This is a genomic window from Eudoraea algarum (assembly GCF_050589645.1).
Classification (GTDB): Bacteria; Bacteroidota; Bacteroidia; order Flavobacteriales; family Flavobacteriaceae; genus JBNGOQ01.
Genome location: NZ_JBNGOQ010000002.1, coordinates 459902 through 476357, shown reverse-complemented (window position 1 = coordinate 476357; position 16456 = coordinate 459902). Strand labels below are relative to the sequence as shown.

Below are 16456 nucleotides of genomic sequence, written 5' to 3'. Positions count from 1 at the left end.
TGCCACTTACAATTCTTCTTCAGAAAGTGTAATGTGATGCGCCCAGTCCCACGTTTTATATTTTGACCTTGAAACCAGGGTCAGCTGGTTGACTTCAATTTGCTCCGAATATCCGTTTTTCTGAAAATGTTGCAGGCTTTCATAGAGCATTTTCTTTCCCGTGGTCTTGGAAATGGTCATATGGGGGGTATCCGAAATAAAGAACGCTTTCAACTTTCCCTTGAGATGCTCATCGCGCAAGATTTGGACGTCTCGGTGTATCCCCTCAATCACTTCGTTCTTAGAAACTTTTAGGAACAAGGTTCTCGACCCCTCGAAAACATCAAACGTGTCTATATGTAATGTGAAGGGCTCCTTTTGTCCCAACTGCCCTAAACCCTGTATGAGCAGGTCCTGATGTTTTGCGTTCATTTTAAAGGCCGCAAGGGTAATATGGGGTTTTGATCCAGAGAGTGGCTGTTTTCCATACAAGGATTCAAATTGCTTTTTAAACTCCGTTACTTGGTCATACACCAGGTCTGAAGGTACAATCCTAAGGTTGTAATACTTTATTTTGGACGTAAAGATGGGTAAACGCAATTGTTTCATTGGATATAAATTTAGTATCCGAGCCCGGGCCAGCCTCCTAAAAATTACGGTAAAAACTAATAAGTAACAAATTACGGATTTGTTGGGTCACATTCAAATAGGTAGTAAAATACGGTTCCGCTGGCTTCACCTCCACTCCTCCACAGGCAGGTAAACCGGCAGGAACGGCATTCCCCTACTCTATCGTTTATTAATGCTCTATGTTCCAATCATTAGAAATTCATGAACCTTGCAAGCTCTATTTCGGATAAAGAGTGCGCGCTGGCAAGATATTCTATGTATTGCTATATTTGGATAAGATCAATTGCCATGGACCCACAAGAAAAATTCCTATTGAACTATTATCAAAATTATACGGATTTTAACCCTGGGGAAATTGGTGATATCATAGAACATTATGAATATGTGGAAATAGCGAAGAACCAATTTCTGCAAAAAAACGGGCAACTGTCAAAATTCACCTTCCTTGTCATGGAAGGGCTGCTCATGAACTATACCTACGATTACAATGGAAACCAGGTCGTGCTAAATTTTGTTCCGGAGAAGTATTGGGCCGGCGGCGGGAAATTCTATAATCTCGAGGGCGTATCTATTCAGAGTTTGGAACCCACAAAACTGTTCCGGATCAAATCCGCCGTTTTGGAAGAGCTCTATCAGAAGAACGAAAAGTTTGCCTTTATCGAGGTCAATTTGGTCCGAAATGCGTTCAAGGCACTTAAATTGAGAATGCTCGATAGCGTATCAAAACCTGCTATCTACAATTACGAACAGTTATTGACAAAACATCCCGGTATAGCACAGCGGGTACCTCAAAAATATATAGCGTCCTACCTGGGCGTTACGCCCCAATTTTTCAGTAAAATGCGCGCGGAATATTTAAGGCGTAAACCTTAGACCTCCATCAAAATGGTTGCCCTGGCCGGTAAACCAATACTTACTTTTTAGTGTTTCCACTCTCCCTTCCGCTTCTTGACGGGCGATCATTTTTGGCCCGGTACAATATGGCCCTGGAACCGGGCCGATAGATGGAAGTTAATCTACATTAACTTTTACCGTGGAAGCTCACCCTAGTTTTGTGTTTCAATATCACAAAATTATTGAAATCATGAAACAGTCAATCACAAGCGCCATGGTCTTTTTGGCCATGGCCACAACGGTCCTTTCACAGGAAGCCGGAACAAAAAAATATGCCGAGATCGAGACAAAATCCCTGGATGAACTCTACACCGAGGCCATTGAAGAAGGTGGCACCCTTATCCTTAGGGCCGGTGGGGACAAGGCAGACCAGGCAGATTACTATCTGGACCTGTTCAAGGCACGTTTCCCTAAAATAGAAGTAATTCACTCGGTGGATTTGAGCAAGTACCACGCCCCCCGCTTTGACAGTGCCCTAGAAAAGGATGCAGAAGAAGATGTACCGGACGTCATTCAGTTGCAGACCCTACATGATTATGACCATTATACGGAAAGAGGGTTGTTGATGGCCTACAAACCAAAGGATTGGGATAAGGTGTACCCTGATTATAAAGATCCCCACGGCCGTTGGACAGGTCTTTTTGGTGTTTCCTTCAGTAACCTGATCAATATTGATGTTATCGATGGGGACAACGCACCGCGGGATGCCATGGATTATCTGAATCCGGAACTGAAGGGAAAGATCGTCTTCACCTATCCGCATGATGATGATGCGGTATTGTACCAGTTCTGGAACTTAAAACAAAAATATGGCTGGGAGTATCTGGAAAAATTGGTCGCTACCGATCCAACATGGGTACGCGGTACTTCAATGCCCTATGTAGCGGTCAATAACGGTTGGTACGGAGCAAGTTTTACGACCTCATGGGCCTTTGTCCCTTTTCCAAATAGTCCGGCCCGTTTTATGCTGCCCAAAGAAGACTATTTCCTCACCTGGTTTCAGACCGCGGCCATTCCAAAAAAGGCGAAACACAAAGCAGCCGCCAAACTGTATTTGAACTGGATGCTTTCCAAGGATTTTCAGGGAAAGTGGTTACAATGGCCCATACGCATGGATGTTGAAACCCCGGGAGGTTACAAACCTGTACACCACTACAACACATCGGCCGCAGATTTCCACAGGTTTATGCTGAAAAGAGATATGATCGAACGTTTCCGTTTTCAAATGGAACAACTTATTGGTCCCATAGAAGGCGTATCGCCCCTAGAAATGGATTACAGTACCAAACCTGAAAGAGGATAACACCATAGGCCCTGTCGGTTTTATCCCGAATGAAATGAAAATGACCAGGTTTCATATAGTAAGAATGAAGAAAGCGGCGCAAGGGATAAAACGGCTTTTGGTATGGATAGTGTGTGCATAGGTGCCGCCTGCCCTGCATGCACCAAATGTAGCACAGGCCGCTTGTCCGTCGAAATGAAACGAAGGAGGATTATGATGCAAATGAATATATGCAGTTTCCGTACCGCCAATTATAGCTCAAAAACCTTTATGGCTTTACTACAAGTATATTCTAATTTTTACTCTTTTATGCCTTCTTTAATTTGAGAGAAATCTATTTGATATATGTTTCTGCCTCCATCTTTTTCAATTCTTGAAAAATACAATGTATTACCATCTCTAGTTACAAAAGGCACCATTTCACAAGTATCTTTATTTATAACACCTCCCAAATTTTTAGGTTTTCCCCAATTACCATCCTCGTAAAAACTAATGTATAGATCACAGCTACCATAACCGCCTTCTCTTTTACTGGAATAAAAGATCATATACTCCTTATTTGCATCTACGAATGGATGGCCATCCCACTTTTCTGTATTTATTTCCCCCCTAAGCTTGTGAGGTGTATCAAATCCACCACCTATTTTTTCTGAATACCAGATGTCTTGATCGGAATTATTGCTATTAAATCTAAAAAAGAACATACTCCCATCTGAGGTGATACAAGGAAATCCTTCCGTAAAAGAAGTATTAATAAAATCGGGCAGGCGATATGGTTTGCCCCATTGTCCTTCAATTAAGTTCGTTGCCCAAATATCATAATCGTCCTTAGAGCCATCTTGATGCGCATTTCTATTTGTCATAAAATACATTGTTTTTCCATCAGGGGTCAACATGGGATCTGTATCCGAAAAAACTCCTGTAAAGCTCACTTTTTCAGGGGTACTCCATTTGTCATTAACTTTTTCAGTTTTTAGGATAAGACTTCCATCTACATCATTGATCTGTCTTACGAAATACATTGTTTTTCCGTCAGGAGATAATGTTGTGCTGTATTCGTTATTGTTTGTAATAAGGCCCGGGCTTACTAATTGAGGCGTTTTCTGTGCATTACATTTAGCATTTGAAACTAAAACTATTGATCCTAGACAAAATATTAATTTATACATGGGTTCCGTTTTTATTTAATACATCGTAGTGCTTACATATTCAACCAATACGTTAATTTAAAGGATAACGATCTAGTTTTAGGCGTAAAGGTGTTGGTGAAATTTATCATTGTAATCCATGCAAAATCCGAGTTCAGGTCACTTGAGGCCAGATAAAGCATCTAATGTTGACTATACAAATGTTACCAAAGAGAAGGTGTTATCCAAGTACTATTCTATTAGACGTGGATTAAATAAGTTTACCCGAGGACGTTTTTCGACGAGTGGTTAAATCTCACCGGGAGTTTTGAAAAAACTTCTTAGGTTTTCTTGATATGTCCTACTTACTTTTAACTTTTTGCCGTTTTTTAAGGTAAGATAGAATTCTTTGTTCCAATGGGGTTGCAGTTCCCTGATATCATTAATACAAACTATTGTTGAACGATGTATTCTTGTAAATTTCTTTGGATCAAGTTTCCCCTCAAGCTGTATCATTGAATCGTTCATCAAATAAAATTTGTCCTCGGAGTGAACCTTTACATAATCTCCATAGGCCTCAAACCAACTGACTTCATCAATCTGAAGAATCACTATTTTAAATGCTGTTTTTACCGCAATTCTCTCTAAATAGTTGTTTTTCTGGTTCTCTGTTTTCAACGCTCTTAACCCAGTCCAGTCCACTAAGGAAAAGGCGCCTATTAATAACCAATAAATTAATAGATCGACATGGAATTTTTCAAGGAGCCCTAACAGCACTTCAAAATAGGCTACTTCGGATATGAGAAGATTCCATAGTAAATACACCACGAAACCATTTACAATCAAATATAGAACGGCGGTCAAAAGACTTATCCCGAGATGAATTAGTAAAAAAGTTGATTTTGATTTTGAAATAATGGAGAATCGCTCATAAATGGAAAACACTATTGGCGTAAAAAAGGCCCAAATCAACCATCCCAAAGAAAAGATTATATTTCGGACCCATATTTCCCATTTTGGTAGATTGGATAATCCTTTTTCCATTACCATTATGGCTGTGATAAACATCCATAAGAGAAGTACAATTATAATGAGGTGCTTTATTCTAGTTTTTAACACTTTTTTGTAGCGATTAATTGGGAATTTCTATCAGAGCTTAAAAATGTAAAGACATAAAGAAAAGGTTCCCATCAAGTCCTTTTTCCAAATAGTCAAAACCTGTTCTGGGGCCTACGTTTAGTGGATATAACTACATTGTTAAGATGACCTAAGATATATCGCCAATTCAATGAAAATAGCTCTGAAGGCCATATTTTGAGTGATAACTAATAATGTACGGGGCTGGCCTATTATGTATTGGACCACTTTTGACCAAAAATCTATGGTATGAACACCATCGAAGGAGGCTGTGTCATAAATAATAAGGCTAGCGACAAAGGGCAGTGGCTAAACTTGAATAACAATTTTGTCCGATATCTTTTTGCCTAGCTGTGTTTTTTACGTCCATCTGAAGAGAACGTTAATTATTATAACGAACAGACTGACTGCCTAGTTGCTCATTTTTCTTTAACCGCAGCTTGTGGTGGTGTAATCATTATATGAGCCCTATGTGTGCCGGGATCCATAATCCAAGGATGACCCGGAGCTTTTGGTCCATCTGGCAATCCCGTAGATTCGGCCGTTGCATAGGGGATATAAACAACATATCGAACTTTTTGATTTTCTATTTCTTTTGTTTGCGGATTTACATCACCACTAAAAATAAATAATGTAGTTCTATCAGGCATTTTGAGTTTTCCCGATTTAACCTCATTTTCCCTCGTATCAAATACTTCTTGGAAACCTTTCCCCTGATTTCTTAGTTCCCTGCCTCGTGTCATAAAATCATCCAAGTCCTTATGGTAAGCAGCAGTTTGAAACCCTTCATTTTCTGGATTATCCGCTAGACAGACATATTGATTTGTTCCTTCGCGAAGTACCACTATATTCCCATTGGAATCGTACCCATAGACCTTGGCTCCCTCACGTTGGCCCTCTGGTGCCGCCAGAACAGCCGTTTTTAATTGCCATGAAGCATCAGGGATTTTTTCTTGGGAGCATGATATGAATGATGTAAAAAGCAATACGGTTAAAAACGTCGATTTCATAATATTTTAATTTTCTATATTATCTATTGGCACTTGCACAAATATCCGAAAGATGTGAGGTGGCGTCCTAACACTTTTCTACGAAGAGTTGATCGATAACGTTAACCAGACCGATTCTCCAGATGAGCCGTTCTGTTTAAATGGAATTTGGGCATAAATTTTCGCACTTTGTTAGAGCGGGGAGATGAAACCTAGAAAAAAACTAAAATTACCTATCTGAAGAGGAAGGAATTTCTTTATAAATTTATTGCTATCGTTATTCGATTAATGATATCAATATCTATAGATAACAAGGGCAGTCCTAGCCGTATTCCTATGAGGGTGAATTGAAAGTAGTGAATTGGATATAATTTTCCGAGGACCGTCTTGTTTTAAATTGCGTTCGCAATAATTTTTCTTAGATTTTCTTGATACGACCTACTAACTTTTAATTTTTGTCCATTATTTAGGGTCAAGAAGAACTCCTTGTTCATATGTGGCTCCAGCTCTCTAATGTCACCAATATTGATTATCGTTGAGCGATGTATTCTAACAAATTTGTTTGGATCCAGTAGGTTTTCCTCAAGTTCCTTCATTGAATTATTTATCAAATGAAACTTATTTTTGGAGTAAACTTTCACATAATCACCATAGGCTTCAAAATAGTTTATATCCTCTACCGGTATAATTAATATTTTCAAGGCAACTTTTACAGCAAATCGCTCTACATAATTATTCGTGTAATGATCTGTTTTTAAATCTTTCAATCCAACCCAATCCACAAATGAAAATGCGCCTATTAGCACCCAATAGATCAATAAATCAAAATGAAATTTTTCAAAAAGAAAAAGCAACATTTCAAAATAAGTGACCTCGTATACAAATAGGTTCCATAGTAAATACATGATAAATCCACTTGAAACGAAATAGAGAAAGGCAGTTAGGATACTAAGACCAAAATGGATTAATAGGAAGGTCGTTTTTTTTGTGTTAATTATGGAGAACTTTTGATAGTTATAATGGATTATCGGGGTGAAAGCTGCCCATACCAACCATCCTAAAGAAAAAATAATATTCTTGGTCCATACATTTTCGCTTGGTGCGTCTGCCAGACCCTTCTCAATTACCATTATACTGGCGATGAACATCCATAAGAGTCCAATAAAAAAAACTAGGTGTTTTAACTTTATTTTAGACATTTCCAATAATTAAAAGTGCTGGGTAAGGGTGGATTATTACATCCCCAACTCGGTATAACTAAGATAATCTTATTTTTTGAAAAGCTCCACAATTGGAAGAAAGCCATATCTACCTACTTTTTGTAACTTTAATCAAACCATATTCCATGGCCAACACCGACCAATGCAAAAACTGTGAGCGATCTTTTGACTCCAGCTTTGATTATTGTCCCTATTGTGGACAGGAAACTGCGGACAATCTCACCTTTGGGGTACTCTTCAGCAACACCATAAGCAACTACTTCTCCATTGATGCCCGTTTTTTCAAAAGTTTTATCCCGCTAATGACCAAACCAGGGGTCTTGGCCAGGCGTTTTGTAGATGGCAAACGCCTATCTTATCTGCATCCTGCACAATTCTATCTCTTTGTATCAGTGGTCTTCTTTTTTGTGTTCTCCTTCAGCATTCGAAAGGCCGATAACCAGGTATCAAAGGCGTTCGAGCGGAGTTTGGAACAAGAGGCACCCCTGGATTCCATGTCGGTCAAAATAGATTCTGTTGGGATCGAAGCCGCCAAAAAAGCGCTTAAGACAAACCAGGTCCATACCGGGATGTCAGATGCGGAAATGAAGGCAATTGATTCCTTGATCGACAATAGCGAGGGAATACCGGTAACCTCCTGGGGTTTTCAAAGACAAAGATTGGATTCGCTGATTGAAGGGGGAGCGCCACAGGCCCAAAAACTCGAGGCCATGGGAATGAAAAAAAATGCAGGTGTTTTTACCACCAGGGTCTTTACACAACTGTTGAAACTATACGAACAACGCGGCGGCGGCATCCTTAAGGCACTCTATGATACGGTTCCCATAGCCATGTTCGTTTTGTTGCCCCTATTTGCGGCCCTATTGAAACTATTTTACTGGAGGCGTGGTAGTTTTGCACATCATATGGTGTTCAGCTTTTATTTTTTCACCTTCCTGTTCATGACCTTTTGTGTACTTATTTTGGCCAATGCACTGTTTGAGATTCCCATCTGGATCGAGGTGCCGGTCATTTTGTCCATAGTCCTCTACTTGATCCTAGCCTTGCGAAACTTTTACAAAAGTCATTGGGTCGGAGCATTTTTTAAGGCCAATAGTATTGCATTGCTGTATATGCTGTTTGTACTTCCCCTGGCCATGGCTGGAGTAGTCTTTGTTTCCTTTATGCTATATTAAGTACTTCTTGATGAAAGACTAAAGCGCCGCCCTAATCCGTAGAAACCGCTAGTTTGAACTTTGGCACGATCTCGTGTCGCATTCAATTAGCTGGTAGCCCTGATGGGCCGTAGTTTATCTTTTCTAAAATGTTTTAAAACGCGCATGACCCGTAAGGTGTTCCAACGGCTAGGTTGGCCAGCTTTTTCCATCACAAAGTGCACTTGTCCAGGATGGGCCGCTTGCACGTTCCAAGTACCATTTTTGTTTTGTTTTTTCAGGACTACTGCCAGGGCTTCATGCATTCTTTTATCCCATTTTCTCCCCCTGTTTTGGAAATAATCCAAAGCTCTGAGGATATCATACCTCCACCTGCTTGGGTAGGACAATTTCAAAAAGTCCTTGTGAATGATTTCCCCAGTTCTGTCGGAAAGAAACAATCGATGCGTTAAGATAAATTCTTCAGCACTTTTTTTGGCGCTGGAAATATCATTCATCCGATAGGTATACCCTGTTTTCTGAAATTCATTGAGTCCTTCAATTACAGAGATGGTGGAGTGTAAGGAACTGTGTTTTGCACCACTTCTTGTGGTCCTGCAATTGAAACCGCCATCAGGCATTATCTCATATAAGATACTATCCACAATGGTGTGTAATTCCTCTTCCGGGGTATTGAAATATGAAGCGTAATTCAGGAACATCCCGTTCACGCAGACGTCACTTCGGTGCGCAGTGGAAGGTCCCAATTGAATGCCACCATCGGCTGCAATCGAGGTGTCCAGCACCTGTTCAATCGATTCTTTTACTAGCTCGTTGTCGGGATTCAAGTTTAAATAACGAAGGTCGAGAAGCGTATAGTGGGTAGAAATCCATTTGGGTTGATAAAACTTATCCCCCCAGTGTCCATTTGACTTACGTTTGGATAAGAACTGTTTTCCCCAACCTTCATTTGCTATCCTGTCCTGAAGACTCTTTTTTTCATTTCCCAACAAATCCCGATGAACCTGATATTGAATTGCAACATCACCCTCAAGCAACCATTGTATGATTTGTTTTTCGTCCATTTAATCAAGAGCAACCTGTGCATAGGGTTATCAAATACATCGTGATATGCCAAAAGCGAACAAAATCTGAGTAAATCGCAATCTTTTTCTTGAATTTTCAGGGGTGCGAGTAAAGCGCGTTTTCCGGTCCGGCGGTACTCACCAGGGGCGGAAAGCTATTGCCCATCATGCCAAACACACTAAATTGCGTATTCTATAAAGCAAAATACCATTGCTTTCCAGAAGGCCATCGCACCTATTAATGTATTCCCCGGCAATTCCCTTCCAAGGTGACTTGGATTCTATCTATTTCCGTAGCACCAGTGGGTAATTCTTCCATTTGTAAACCCACATAATCATCTGTTGCTTTCCATTTTGCGATGGTCTCGCTAAAAAACTGTGAGGCCGAAGCATCGGTTTCATAGACAAACAAGTCATACGTTTCGCCCTGGTCGCCCCCAAATCGGGTCACCACCTGCCAGTTTCCTTTTTCCTTGTAGGAGGTATTGGTGTAGTCTGACTGTGGATAGTATTTTTCGTCCGAAGGCCGTAACAGCACCCAAATGTCCTTGTCATGGGCCTCGGGATACACACCCAGAGTAAGGATACGGCATTTCACGGCATCGCCGTCAATGGGAGATAACACTTGTACCTTTTTTATAGGATATTCCACCTGTAATTTATTTCCGGTGTCGAACATTTCAAGATAGGCCAAGGGTTTCATGGCCCCATAGGCGAACCCTCCATAAAAAAGTAACACCACGCCAACAATGCCCAAAGCCATCCTAGCCTTGACATTTTTCTTATACAGTATGGCAAACAATAAACATATAGCGCCTGCAATGACCGAAATAAATACACTTGTTAACATCTCCCATCAATTTTAACATTAAACAATACGTCGCAACGGACCGTCTTTAACAAGATAAGCAAATTTGCTGAAAAATAATAGTTTGAAGAGCGGGCATCATCCTAATGCTACTCAGGGTTCTATGGGAGAAATAACCGGTAATCGTTGTTATTCCATGCATCGGTACGTATAACAGTTAAGTGGTAATTGATGCTTTTTAAGGTTAGGAAAAGGCCATCTCGCGGTTGTACTTAGCGCGATATTCCTTTGGAGATAATCCGGAGTACTTTCTAAAGGCGGTCCTAAAGGCTTTTTCATCATGGTATCCGATGCCGTACATGATTTCAAGGATAGTATCGGTGGTGGATTCCAATTTCTTTTTTGCAGCCTCGACCTTAACACGTTGAATATACTCCAAAGGGGTATTGGAAGTTGCCTTTTTAAATCGCCTTAAAAAGCTTCGGCCATTCAAATTGACTAGGTCTGCAATCTCTTTGATGTTCAACCGTTGTCCGTAATGGTCCTCAATGTAAAGTTGGGCCTTTTTTATGGACTCGTCGGAATGCTCCTTTTGGCCGCTAAAGATGATAAACTCGCTCTGGCCGATCCTATTAAAATCGATTTCGGAAACTTTTGAGCACCATATGGCGGTTTCCCTTCCAAAATAGCGCTCGATCAGGTACAGTGTAAAATTGAGTATGGAGTAGGCACCACCACTGGAGTAAATGCCATTGTCCTCACAGATAATCTTTTCAGGGACCAGCTTCACGGCCGGATACCTTTGTCGAAACAGTTCATGTGCCGTCCAATGCGTGGCGCATGATTTGCCGTTCAACAATCCCGTTTCGGCAAGGATAAAGGCTCCTTTGCACAGGCTCGCTATTTCTGTGCCGTTCGCTATGCGCTGTTTTTTTATCCAATCGATGAATTCCTTGTTGTTCTCGATTTCCTGCTCCAAATTCCCGCTTATGGGCGAGACAAGGACCAAATCCGTTTTTGATATTTCTTCAATAGTAGCTGTTGGTTGTATGGAGAACAGCTCTTGATAGACTATGGGCTCCAACGACAACCCGACCAGGTCTATTTTAAATTGATCTTCCCCAAGTCCTTTTAACCGTCTGGCATAGGCATTTGCCATTTGGAGCAAGTTAAAAGGCGCAATAATGGTATCCACAATGCTGCTCCCCGAGGGAACAATTACGCTAATATGCTTCATAATCATGATGTTGACTACAAAGGTAAAAAACAAAACTGTCGGAAACAACCCTCTAAAATGTCGAAAAAGACATGCATAATGGTCGTATATGTGCCATACCTTTGTGTTGTACTATTATTAATCAAAGACAATTGGATATGAAAAATCAAGAAATTACCGTGGTGTACAAATGGACCGCAAAGCCAGGAAAAGGAGAAGAACTCAAAGCCATCTATAAGGAAGTAGAAAAGGAAATGAAGGCAACGGAACCTGGAGCATTGCGGGTTGATTGTTACTTTGATGCAATCACCGGTGTGCTTATGGTCCTTGACTTGTTCAAGGACGGGGACGCGTTGGGCCAGCATTTGGGTACCACCGCAGCCGGGCACTTTCCAGCCTTGCTTCAAATTGCAGCACCCGGACCATTTTTATTCTGTGGAGAGGTGCCTGATCAACTGAAACAAGCCGCTATTGGCATGGGGTTGAACGCGACTTTTGCGGGTCATGCCTTTGGTTTTAATAGAAACCTGTAGCATCCCCATACTTTCTGAAGCCTAAGGATGGCAAAAGGATTTTGAAAACCCCTTTCATCCTAGCTTTGGCATGCTGCCAAAGATGGTAAATAGCGTACCACTCCCCTAGCCTCTGGCCGATTTTCGAACGCCTTGTAAAAGCAGTTTGAAGAAAACAAGCTCAAAATTTGCGCAAGTGAACTCTTGCATTTATATTTGCAAGCAAATACTTGCATATAAAAGGTTGTTCTTGATGATGAGAAGAGATGTATTTAATGCCATAGCGGACCCTACCAGAAGGGGTATATTGATGTCCCTATCCAACGAGTCGCAGAATGTCAATGCCTTGGCCGAGAAGTTCGACATGACCCGGCAGGCGGTATCCCTGCATATCAAATACCTGCAAGAGTGCGGTGTGATCTCCATTCAAAGAGAAGGACGGGAACGTTACTGCACGCTGGAAGCGCAGAAACTGACCGAGGTAGCGGACTGGTTAGCACCCTTCAGGAAAATGTGGACAGGAAAATTCAAACAATTGGATACTTTGCTTCATGAACTACAGGCAAAATCCGATACAAAACCATAAGCAACCCATGAAAAACAAACCACTAGTCCTTGAACAGGAATATCATGCACCCGCAGCGCTCGTTTGGCGCGCCCTAACGGAAAAGGAGTTGATGAAAAAATGGTATTTTGATATATCCGACTTCAAATTGGAGGTGGGCCACACCTTTCATTTTGAAGGGGGTGAGGAAAATAAGCGTTACGTCCACATTTGCGAAATTTTGGAAATAGTGCCTTTAAAAAGACTCAAGTATTCATGGAAATATAAAGGATATGCCGGGATTTCCTTCGTCACCTTTGAACTGTATCCGGATGGCGAGAAAACGAGGCTAAAGCTTACCCATGAGGGTATTGAATCCTTCCCGTCGGACAACCTGGATTTTGTTCGGGACAATTTCGTGGGCGGATGGAAATTCCTGATCCTAGAATCCCTAAAGGAATATCTGGAAAACGGCAAGGCGCTTATGGAGCAGTATAACGGATAATAGGAACCACTTAATTACAGTTTCCAGGAATAAACCATGAGATTATGGTGTATACCTTGGACTTTTTCCAACTATGATATGCTACTTTAGCCCGTTAAAGCACCTTGCGGAGATTTTAATATGCTTATGGCCGTATTGGCCAATGCTTCATTCAACCCCGCAGTAGCGCTAGGTTGCACAAGTTTTGACTTTATGTTACTAGGCAGATTATTTAGGGTTTTGTCATCATCAATGATTACAAAAGGGCTTTCATGCCCCTTTTCGACCCATTTCATAATCTCCTCTCTCCTATTGAGGTTTCCTGCGTTTTTATGAAGTTTTTTAATGCGTAGGTTTTCGAAACCTCTAACAGAAAAAATAGCTTGCCATTGGGCAATACTGTAGCTAGACTTGTGCGAAGTGATCAATAGAATCCCTGCACCCGTTTCAGAAATGATTTTCTGGAGGGCGTCAGTTGCTTTTTTGCTAAACTTTGGGAAGCCGTCGGCTTCAAATTCCGGACGTTTCCAATGGCTAGCGGGAACCATTACTCCATCTATATCCAAGAGTACTAACATCTTACAAAGATATCAAATGTTTAGTAAATCATTCAAAACGCCTACATCCACATCGTTGAGTTCAGCATCCCTAATATTATGTTCTAAAATCATTGTTTCAGTTTCATAATCCTCATCGTTAATAACCACCTCACTCCAACTATAATTCACCGTTGTGGATGGTATAGGCCAATGGTTGATACCGATCTTAACGTTCGACAACAGGGTACATATGTACCTATGATGTCCATCTACAATTCTAGTACCATTTACGCGTATATGGTCAAACATTATTCCATATTTCATTTTCTTGTATATTCTTTGCAAAATGGGCAGACAAACTTCTTGTTGAGTTGCGCTCAGTTCAAGTGAACCAGAATCTAGCAGGGCCCTCACTTTTTTTAAGGTGATTTCTTGCATAATTTCTTTTCTCCTACTACCGTAAAAGATGCAATGTCCCCTGGTCAGTGCCTTTTTATTTCACTTACATGAAGCTTGAACAAGGGCCACAACGGGCTAAGCGCATACTTCGGTTTCATTACTTTATTGGGAAGGTAGTTTTTAGAAAAAAAGTTGACGGGAGTCCTTAGAAATGGTACTTTACTTTTTCCAAGTGACACCAATGATCGAAATAAAGAAACATGGCGAATTGTCAGCGCAAGTCAAAGCGGAGCTAAATTCCTATATAGACACTGAGTTTGGGCATATTCCCCTGGTTAAAGAAACCGAATGGGCAAGGCCCGACTGGACCGTCATACGTTATGAGGGCAATTGTATTGCCACCTTCTACAATATCGTGGAAAGGGAAATCAGCATTGACGACAAGACGTTCAAGGTTGGTGGAATCAATAATGTGATTACCCCAAAAGCGTTTCGCGGCCATGGATACGCGGCCAAAACACTCAAGGCGACGGAGTATTTACTGTTTGAAGATTTGAATTGCGACCTGGGACTTTTACTTTGTGCCGATAATCTGGTTCCCTTTTATAAAAAACTAAATTGGTATACGGTAGCTTGTCCCGTTTATTTTGACCAATCGACAGGGGAAAAACTATGGGCGTCGAACACCATGTTGCTGACGAAAAAAGAGAAAATGGATCCCCGAAAAATTGAATTGAAGGGATTGCCATGGTAGTAAACCTGTTATAATAATCAAATCTTTGTTATGGCCTGGAATCGTTCTTTGGACTTTTGCTTGGATCCAAACATTGCAATGCCATATGTGACGAAAGTCACTTTACAGCTCAATTTCCCAATGTATTTTTGATAAAAAGAAACATGGGCAAGAAGATACTGAAGCTTTTGCTGGTATGCATCGTCTGCATATCCCTGGTGACAGGTCTTGTTTTGCTCGTGGAATTTTTATCTAACTAAAACTTGGTATCATGAAAAAAAATATGGGGTCTACGGACCGGATTGTTCGATTTGTATTGGCTGCGGTCATAGCAGTGCTCTATACCACGGGAACCATAAGCGGCACTTTGGGAGTAGTACTCCTTATTCTGGCCGGCGTCTTTGTGCTTACGAGTTTCATTAGTTTCTGCCCACTGTATGCCCCTTTTGGGTTAAGTACCTGCGCTACCAAGCAAAAGTGACCTTAAACTTTGGCCCTTATCATTGATAGACCTCACTAATCTGGACAATGGGCTGAATATTGGTATAGTTGGGGATATCCCCTACGATCTGCTCCGCATTAGGTCCAAACGTATTTTGATAGGCCGAAAGTTTATCGAAGTACAGATAGCCGATTGCCAAATAGGGAATGGGCTCATCGGGCGTCCTGCCCCCTATGCCCTTATCAATTTTCAACAGCTTTAGGGAGTCGCCCAACAAACTGGCCACCATGGGCATGTGTTTGTTGGAATAGTAGTCCATGTCAAAGGATTTCCCTTCACTGTTCGGATACAATATGGTCACTTTGATCATGCCCTTTTTGGTTTTAGGCGTATCTGTTTCCGTGGTCAGTTGCCAACTCGTAAAGAGTATCAAGGCACCCAGGGTTAGGAGGATAAATTTGGTTTTCATATTGCTAGGATTTAATGATTTGTAAAAGCTTACTGTTTATAGTGGTAATTTAAGCATAATTCCCTGTTTTGGGGTGTTTGCAAGTGTTTTATCCGGAAATTATGGGATAATACAAAAATTAATCAATTTCCGTTTCAATAGGGAAGTATGTCATACCTCTCTATCCAGTTTTCTATCTTCCATAGATTATTGCAAGTATGAATGGAATCATAATAACCACAGATATTATGGCGGGTTTGATCCAACTTCTTTTTCGGTATTTAAAACTTTTCCCTATAAACTTATTCCAGAAATATTCAGTCAGTATGCCAGCACCGGCTAGATTGAAAATTAGTGCAAGATTCGCCCTAGCTTCCAATGCGTTTAAAATGGCCACACATGCAATTGTGTATAGAATTCCGAAAATCAAAACCTGGGTCCGACCTTTTTGATTGCCCGTTTGTTTCATATTATACATTAACAGGACGGCCCCAAAGATGGTCGAAAATATTCCAGCAAAAACTGTGATTACCCTTTTTGAATGTAATTCTGGGGCATTTTGGTCGTCAGTTAAACTGCTTTTCTTTTTCTCCTCTTCAGCTGTTTTTTGATGTGCAATCGCTCTTTCCTCCTGCACCGTTTTGATTTCATTCTCAGCGCTTTCTAAATCCGCTGTTTTGCCTTTCCGCTCCTTTAAAATTTGAATTGCAGCAATTCTAGCTTCCTCGACGTAAGCTTTTTTGTCCGCTATGATATTTTCCAATTCAAAATCCTCTTTCTCTTTTAGTGAATCCAGAAATCTGTTCTCAGTCATTTATTTTTCTTCAAACGAGGTGACAATTGTATGTGTTCTTT

The 16456-nt window shown here is 40.9% G+C and carries 20 protein-coding genes; 8 read left to right on the top strand and 12 right to left on the bottom strand.

Annotated elements, in window-relative coordinates; translation table 11 throughout:
• Positions 1-6: 6 nt before the first annotated feature.
• Positions 7-588: a 2'-5' RNA ligase family protein gene (locus ACRD67_RS08520; RefSeq protein WP_430966707.1), complete on the bottom strand. Its 582-nt coding sequence runs from the start codon at positions 586-588 to the stop codon at positions 7-9.
• Positions 589-897: 309 nt separating this feature from the next.
• Between ACRD67_RS08520 and ACRD67_RS08515 the strand changes: the two genes are divergently transcribed.
• Both ACRD67_RS08515 and ACRD67_RS08510 read left to right on the top strand, forming a co-directional pair.
• On the top strand, positions 898-1482 hold the full coding sequence (locus tag ACRD67_RS08515; RefSeq protein ID WP_430966706.1) for a Crp/Fnr family transcriptional regulator: 585 nt from the start codon (positions 898-900) through the stop codon (positions 1480-1482).
• A 211-nt stretch (positions 1483-1693) separates the two neighbouring features.
• A complete protein-coding gene (locus ACRD67_RS08510; RefSeq protein ID WP_430966705.1) occupies positions 1694-2806 on the top strand; it encodes an ABC transporter substrate-binding protein in 1113 nt (370 codons plus the stop codon).
• A 278-nt stretch (positions 2807-3084) separates the two neighbouring features.
• Here the strand turns inward: ACRD67_RS08510 and ACRD67_RS08505 are convergent, their stop codons facing one another.
• From ACRD67_RS08505 to ACRD67_RS08490, 4 genes are all read right to left on the bottom strand, one after another.
• Positions 3085-3954, bottom strand: coding sequence for a TolB-like translocation protein (locus tag ACRD67_RS08505; protein WP_430966704.1), 870 nt, complete (start codon positions 3952-3954; stop codon positions 3085-3087).
• 267 nt (positions 3955-4221) lie between these two features.
• Entirely contained in the window at positions 4222-4956 is a 735-nt protein-coding gene (locus tag ACRD67_RS08500) for a LytR/AlgR family response regulator transcription factor (protein WP_430966703.1), read from the bottom strand.
• Positions 4957-5468: 512 nt separating this feature from the next.
• A complete protein-coding gene (locus tag ACRD67_RS08495) occupies positions 5469-6059 on the bottom strand; it encodes a hypothetical protein (RefSeq protein ID WP_430966702.1) in 591 nt (196 codons plus the stop codon).
• 371 nt (positions 6060-6430) lie between these two features.
• Positions 6431-7237, bottom strand: a complete 807-nt coding sequence (locus tag ACRD67_RS08490; protein WP_430966701.1) for a LytR/AlgR family response regulator transcription factor — start codon at positions 7235-7237, stop codon at positions 6431-6433.
• Between the two features lie 146 nt (positions 7238-7383).
• Between ACRD67_RS08490 and ACRD67_RS08485 the strand changes: the two genes are divergently transcribed.
• Positions 7384-8433, top strand: coding sequence for a DUF3667 domain-containing protein (locus ACRD67_RS08485; RefSeq protein WP_430966700.1), 1050 nt, complete (start codon positions 7384-7386; stop codon positions 8431-8433).
• A gap of 86 nt (positions 8434-8519) precedes the next feature.
• On the opposite strand, the gene ACRD67_RS08480 is transcribed toward ACRD67_RS08485, so the two are convergent.
• The 3 genes from ACRD67_RS08480 to ACRD67_RS08470 form a co-directional block, all read right to left on the bottom strand.
• The gene (locus tag ACRD67_RS08480) at positions 8520-9476 is read right to left on the bottom strand and encodes a hypothetical protein (RefSeq protein WP_430966699.1); all 957 of its coding nucleotides are present in this window, start codon (positions 9474-9476) and stop codon (positions 8520-8522) included.
• A 238-nt stretch (positions 9477-9714) separates the two neighbouring features.
• A complete protein-coding gene (locus ACRD67_RS08475) occupies positions 9715-10326 on the bottom strand; it encodes a hypothetical protein (RefSeq protein ID WP_430966698.1) in 612 nt (203 codons plus the stop codon).
• Between the two features lie 202 nt (positions 10327-10528).
• Positions 10529-11521: a GlxA family transcriptional regulator gene (locus tag ACRD67_RS08470; RefSeq protein WP_430966697.1), complete on the bottom strand. Its 993-nt coding sequence runs from the start codon at positions 11519-11521 to the stop codon at positions 10529-10531.
• 137 nt (positions 11522-11658) lie between these two features.
• Between ACRD67_RS08470 and ACRD67_RS08465 the strand changes: the two genes are divergently transcribed.
• From ACRD67_RS08465 to ACRD67_RS08455, 3 genes are all read left to right on the top strand, one after another.
• Positions 11659-12033, top strand: a complete 375-nt coding sequence (locus ACRD67_RS08465; protein WP_430966696.1) for a putative quinol monooxygenase — start codon at positions 11659-11661, stop codon at positions 12031-12033.
• 232 nt (positions 12034-12265) lie between these two features.
• Positions 12266-12598, top strand: coding sequence for an ArsR/SmtB family transcription factor (locus ACRD67_RS08460; protein WP_430966695.1), 333 nt, complete (start codon positions 12266-12268; stop codon positions 12596-12598).
• Positions 12599-12605: 7 nt separating this feature from the next.
• Positions 12606-13061: an SRPBCC family protein gene (locus tag ACRD67_RS08455; RefSeq protein WP_430966694.1), complete on the top strand. Its 456-nt coding sequence runs from the start codon at positions 12606-12608 to the stop codon at positions 13059-13061.
• Positions 13062-13147: 86 nt separating this feature from the next.
• On the opposite strand, the gene ACRD67_RS08450 is transcribed toward ACRD67_RS08455, so the two are convergent.
• Together ACRD67_RS08450 and ACRD67_RS08445 are read right to left on the bottom strand one after the other, a co-directional pair.
• The gene (locus ACRD67_RS08450) at positions 13148-13606 is read right to left on the bottom strand and encodes an HAD domain-containing protein (RefSeq protein ID WP_430966693.1); all 459 of its coding nucleotides are present in this window, start codon (positions 13604-13606) and stop codon (positions 13148-13150) included.
• A 24-nt stretch (positions 13607-13630) separates the two neighbouring features.
• A complete protein-coding gene (locus tag ACRD67_RS08445) occupies positions 13631-14017 on the bottom strand; it encodes a hypothetical protein (protein ID WP_430966692.1) in 387 nt (128 codons plus the stop codon).
• 202 nt (positions 14018-14219) lie between these two features.
• On the opposite strand from ACRD67_RS08445, the gene ACRD67_RS08440 reads away from it, so the two are divergent.
• Complete coding sequence (locus tag ACRD67_RS08440; RefSeq protein ID WP_430966691.1) at positions 14220-14732, top strand: GNAT family N-acetyltransferase; 513 nt, start codon at positions 14220-14222, stop codon at positions 14730-14732.
• 250 nt (positions 14733-14982) lie between these two features.
• A complete protein-coding gene (locus ACRD67_RS08435; protein WP_430966690.1) occupies positions 14983-15192 on the top strand; it encodes a YgaP family membrane protein in 210 nt (69 codons plus the stop codon).
• Between the two features lie 19 nt (positions 15193-15211).
• On the opposite strand, the gene ACRD67_RS08430 is transcribed toward ACRD67_RS08435, so the two are convergent.
• Together ACRD67_RS08430 and ACRD67_RS08425 are read right to left on the bottom strand one after the other, a co-directional pair.
• The gene (locus ACRD67_RS08430) at positions 15212-15622 is read right to left on the bottom strand and encodes an EthD family reductase (RefSeq protein ID WP_430966689.1); all 411 of its coding nucleotides are present in this window, start codon (positions 15620-15622) and stop codon (positions 15212-15214) included.
• A gap of 172 nt (positions 15623-15794) precedes the next feature.
• Positions 15795-16415 (bottom strand): ATP synthase subunit B family protein, encoded by a 621-nt coding sequence (locus ACRD67_RS08425; RefSeq protein ID WP_430966688.1) that lies wholly within the window; start codon positions 16413-16415, stop codon positions 15795-15797.
• Between the last annotated feature and the right edge of the window lie 41 nt (positions 16416-16456).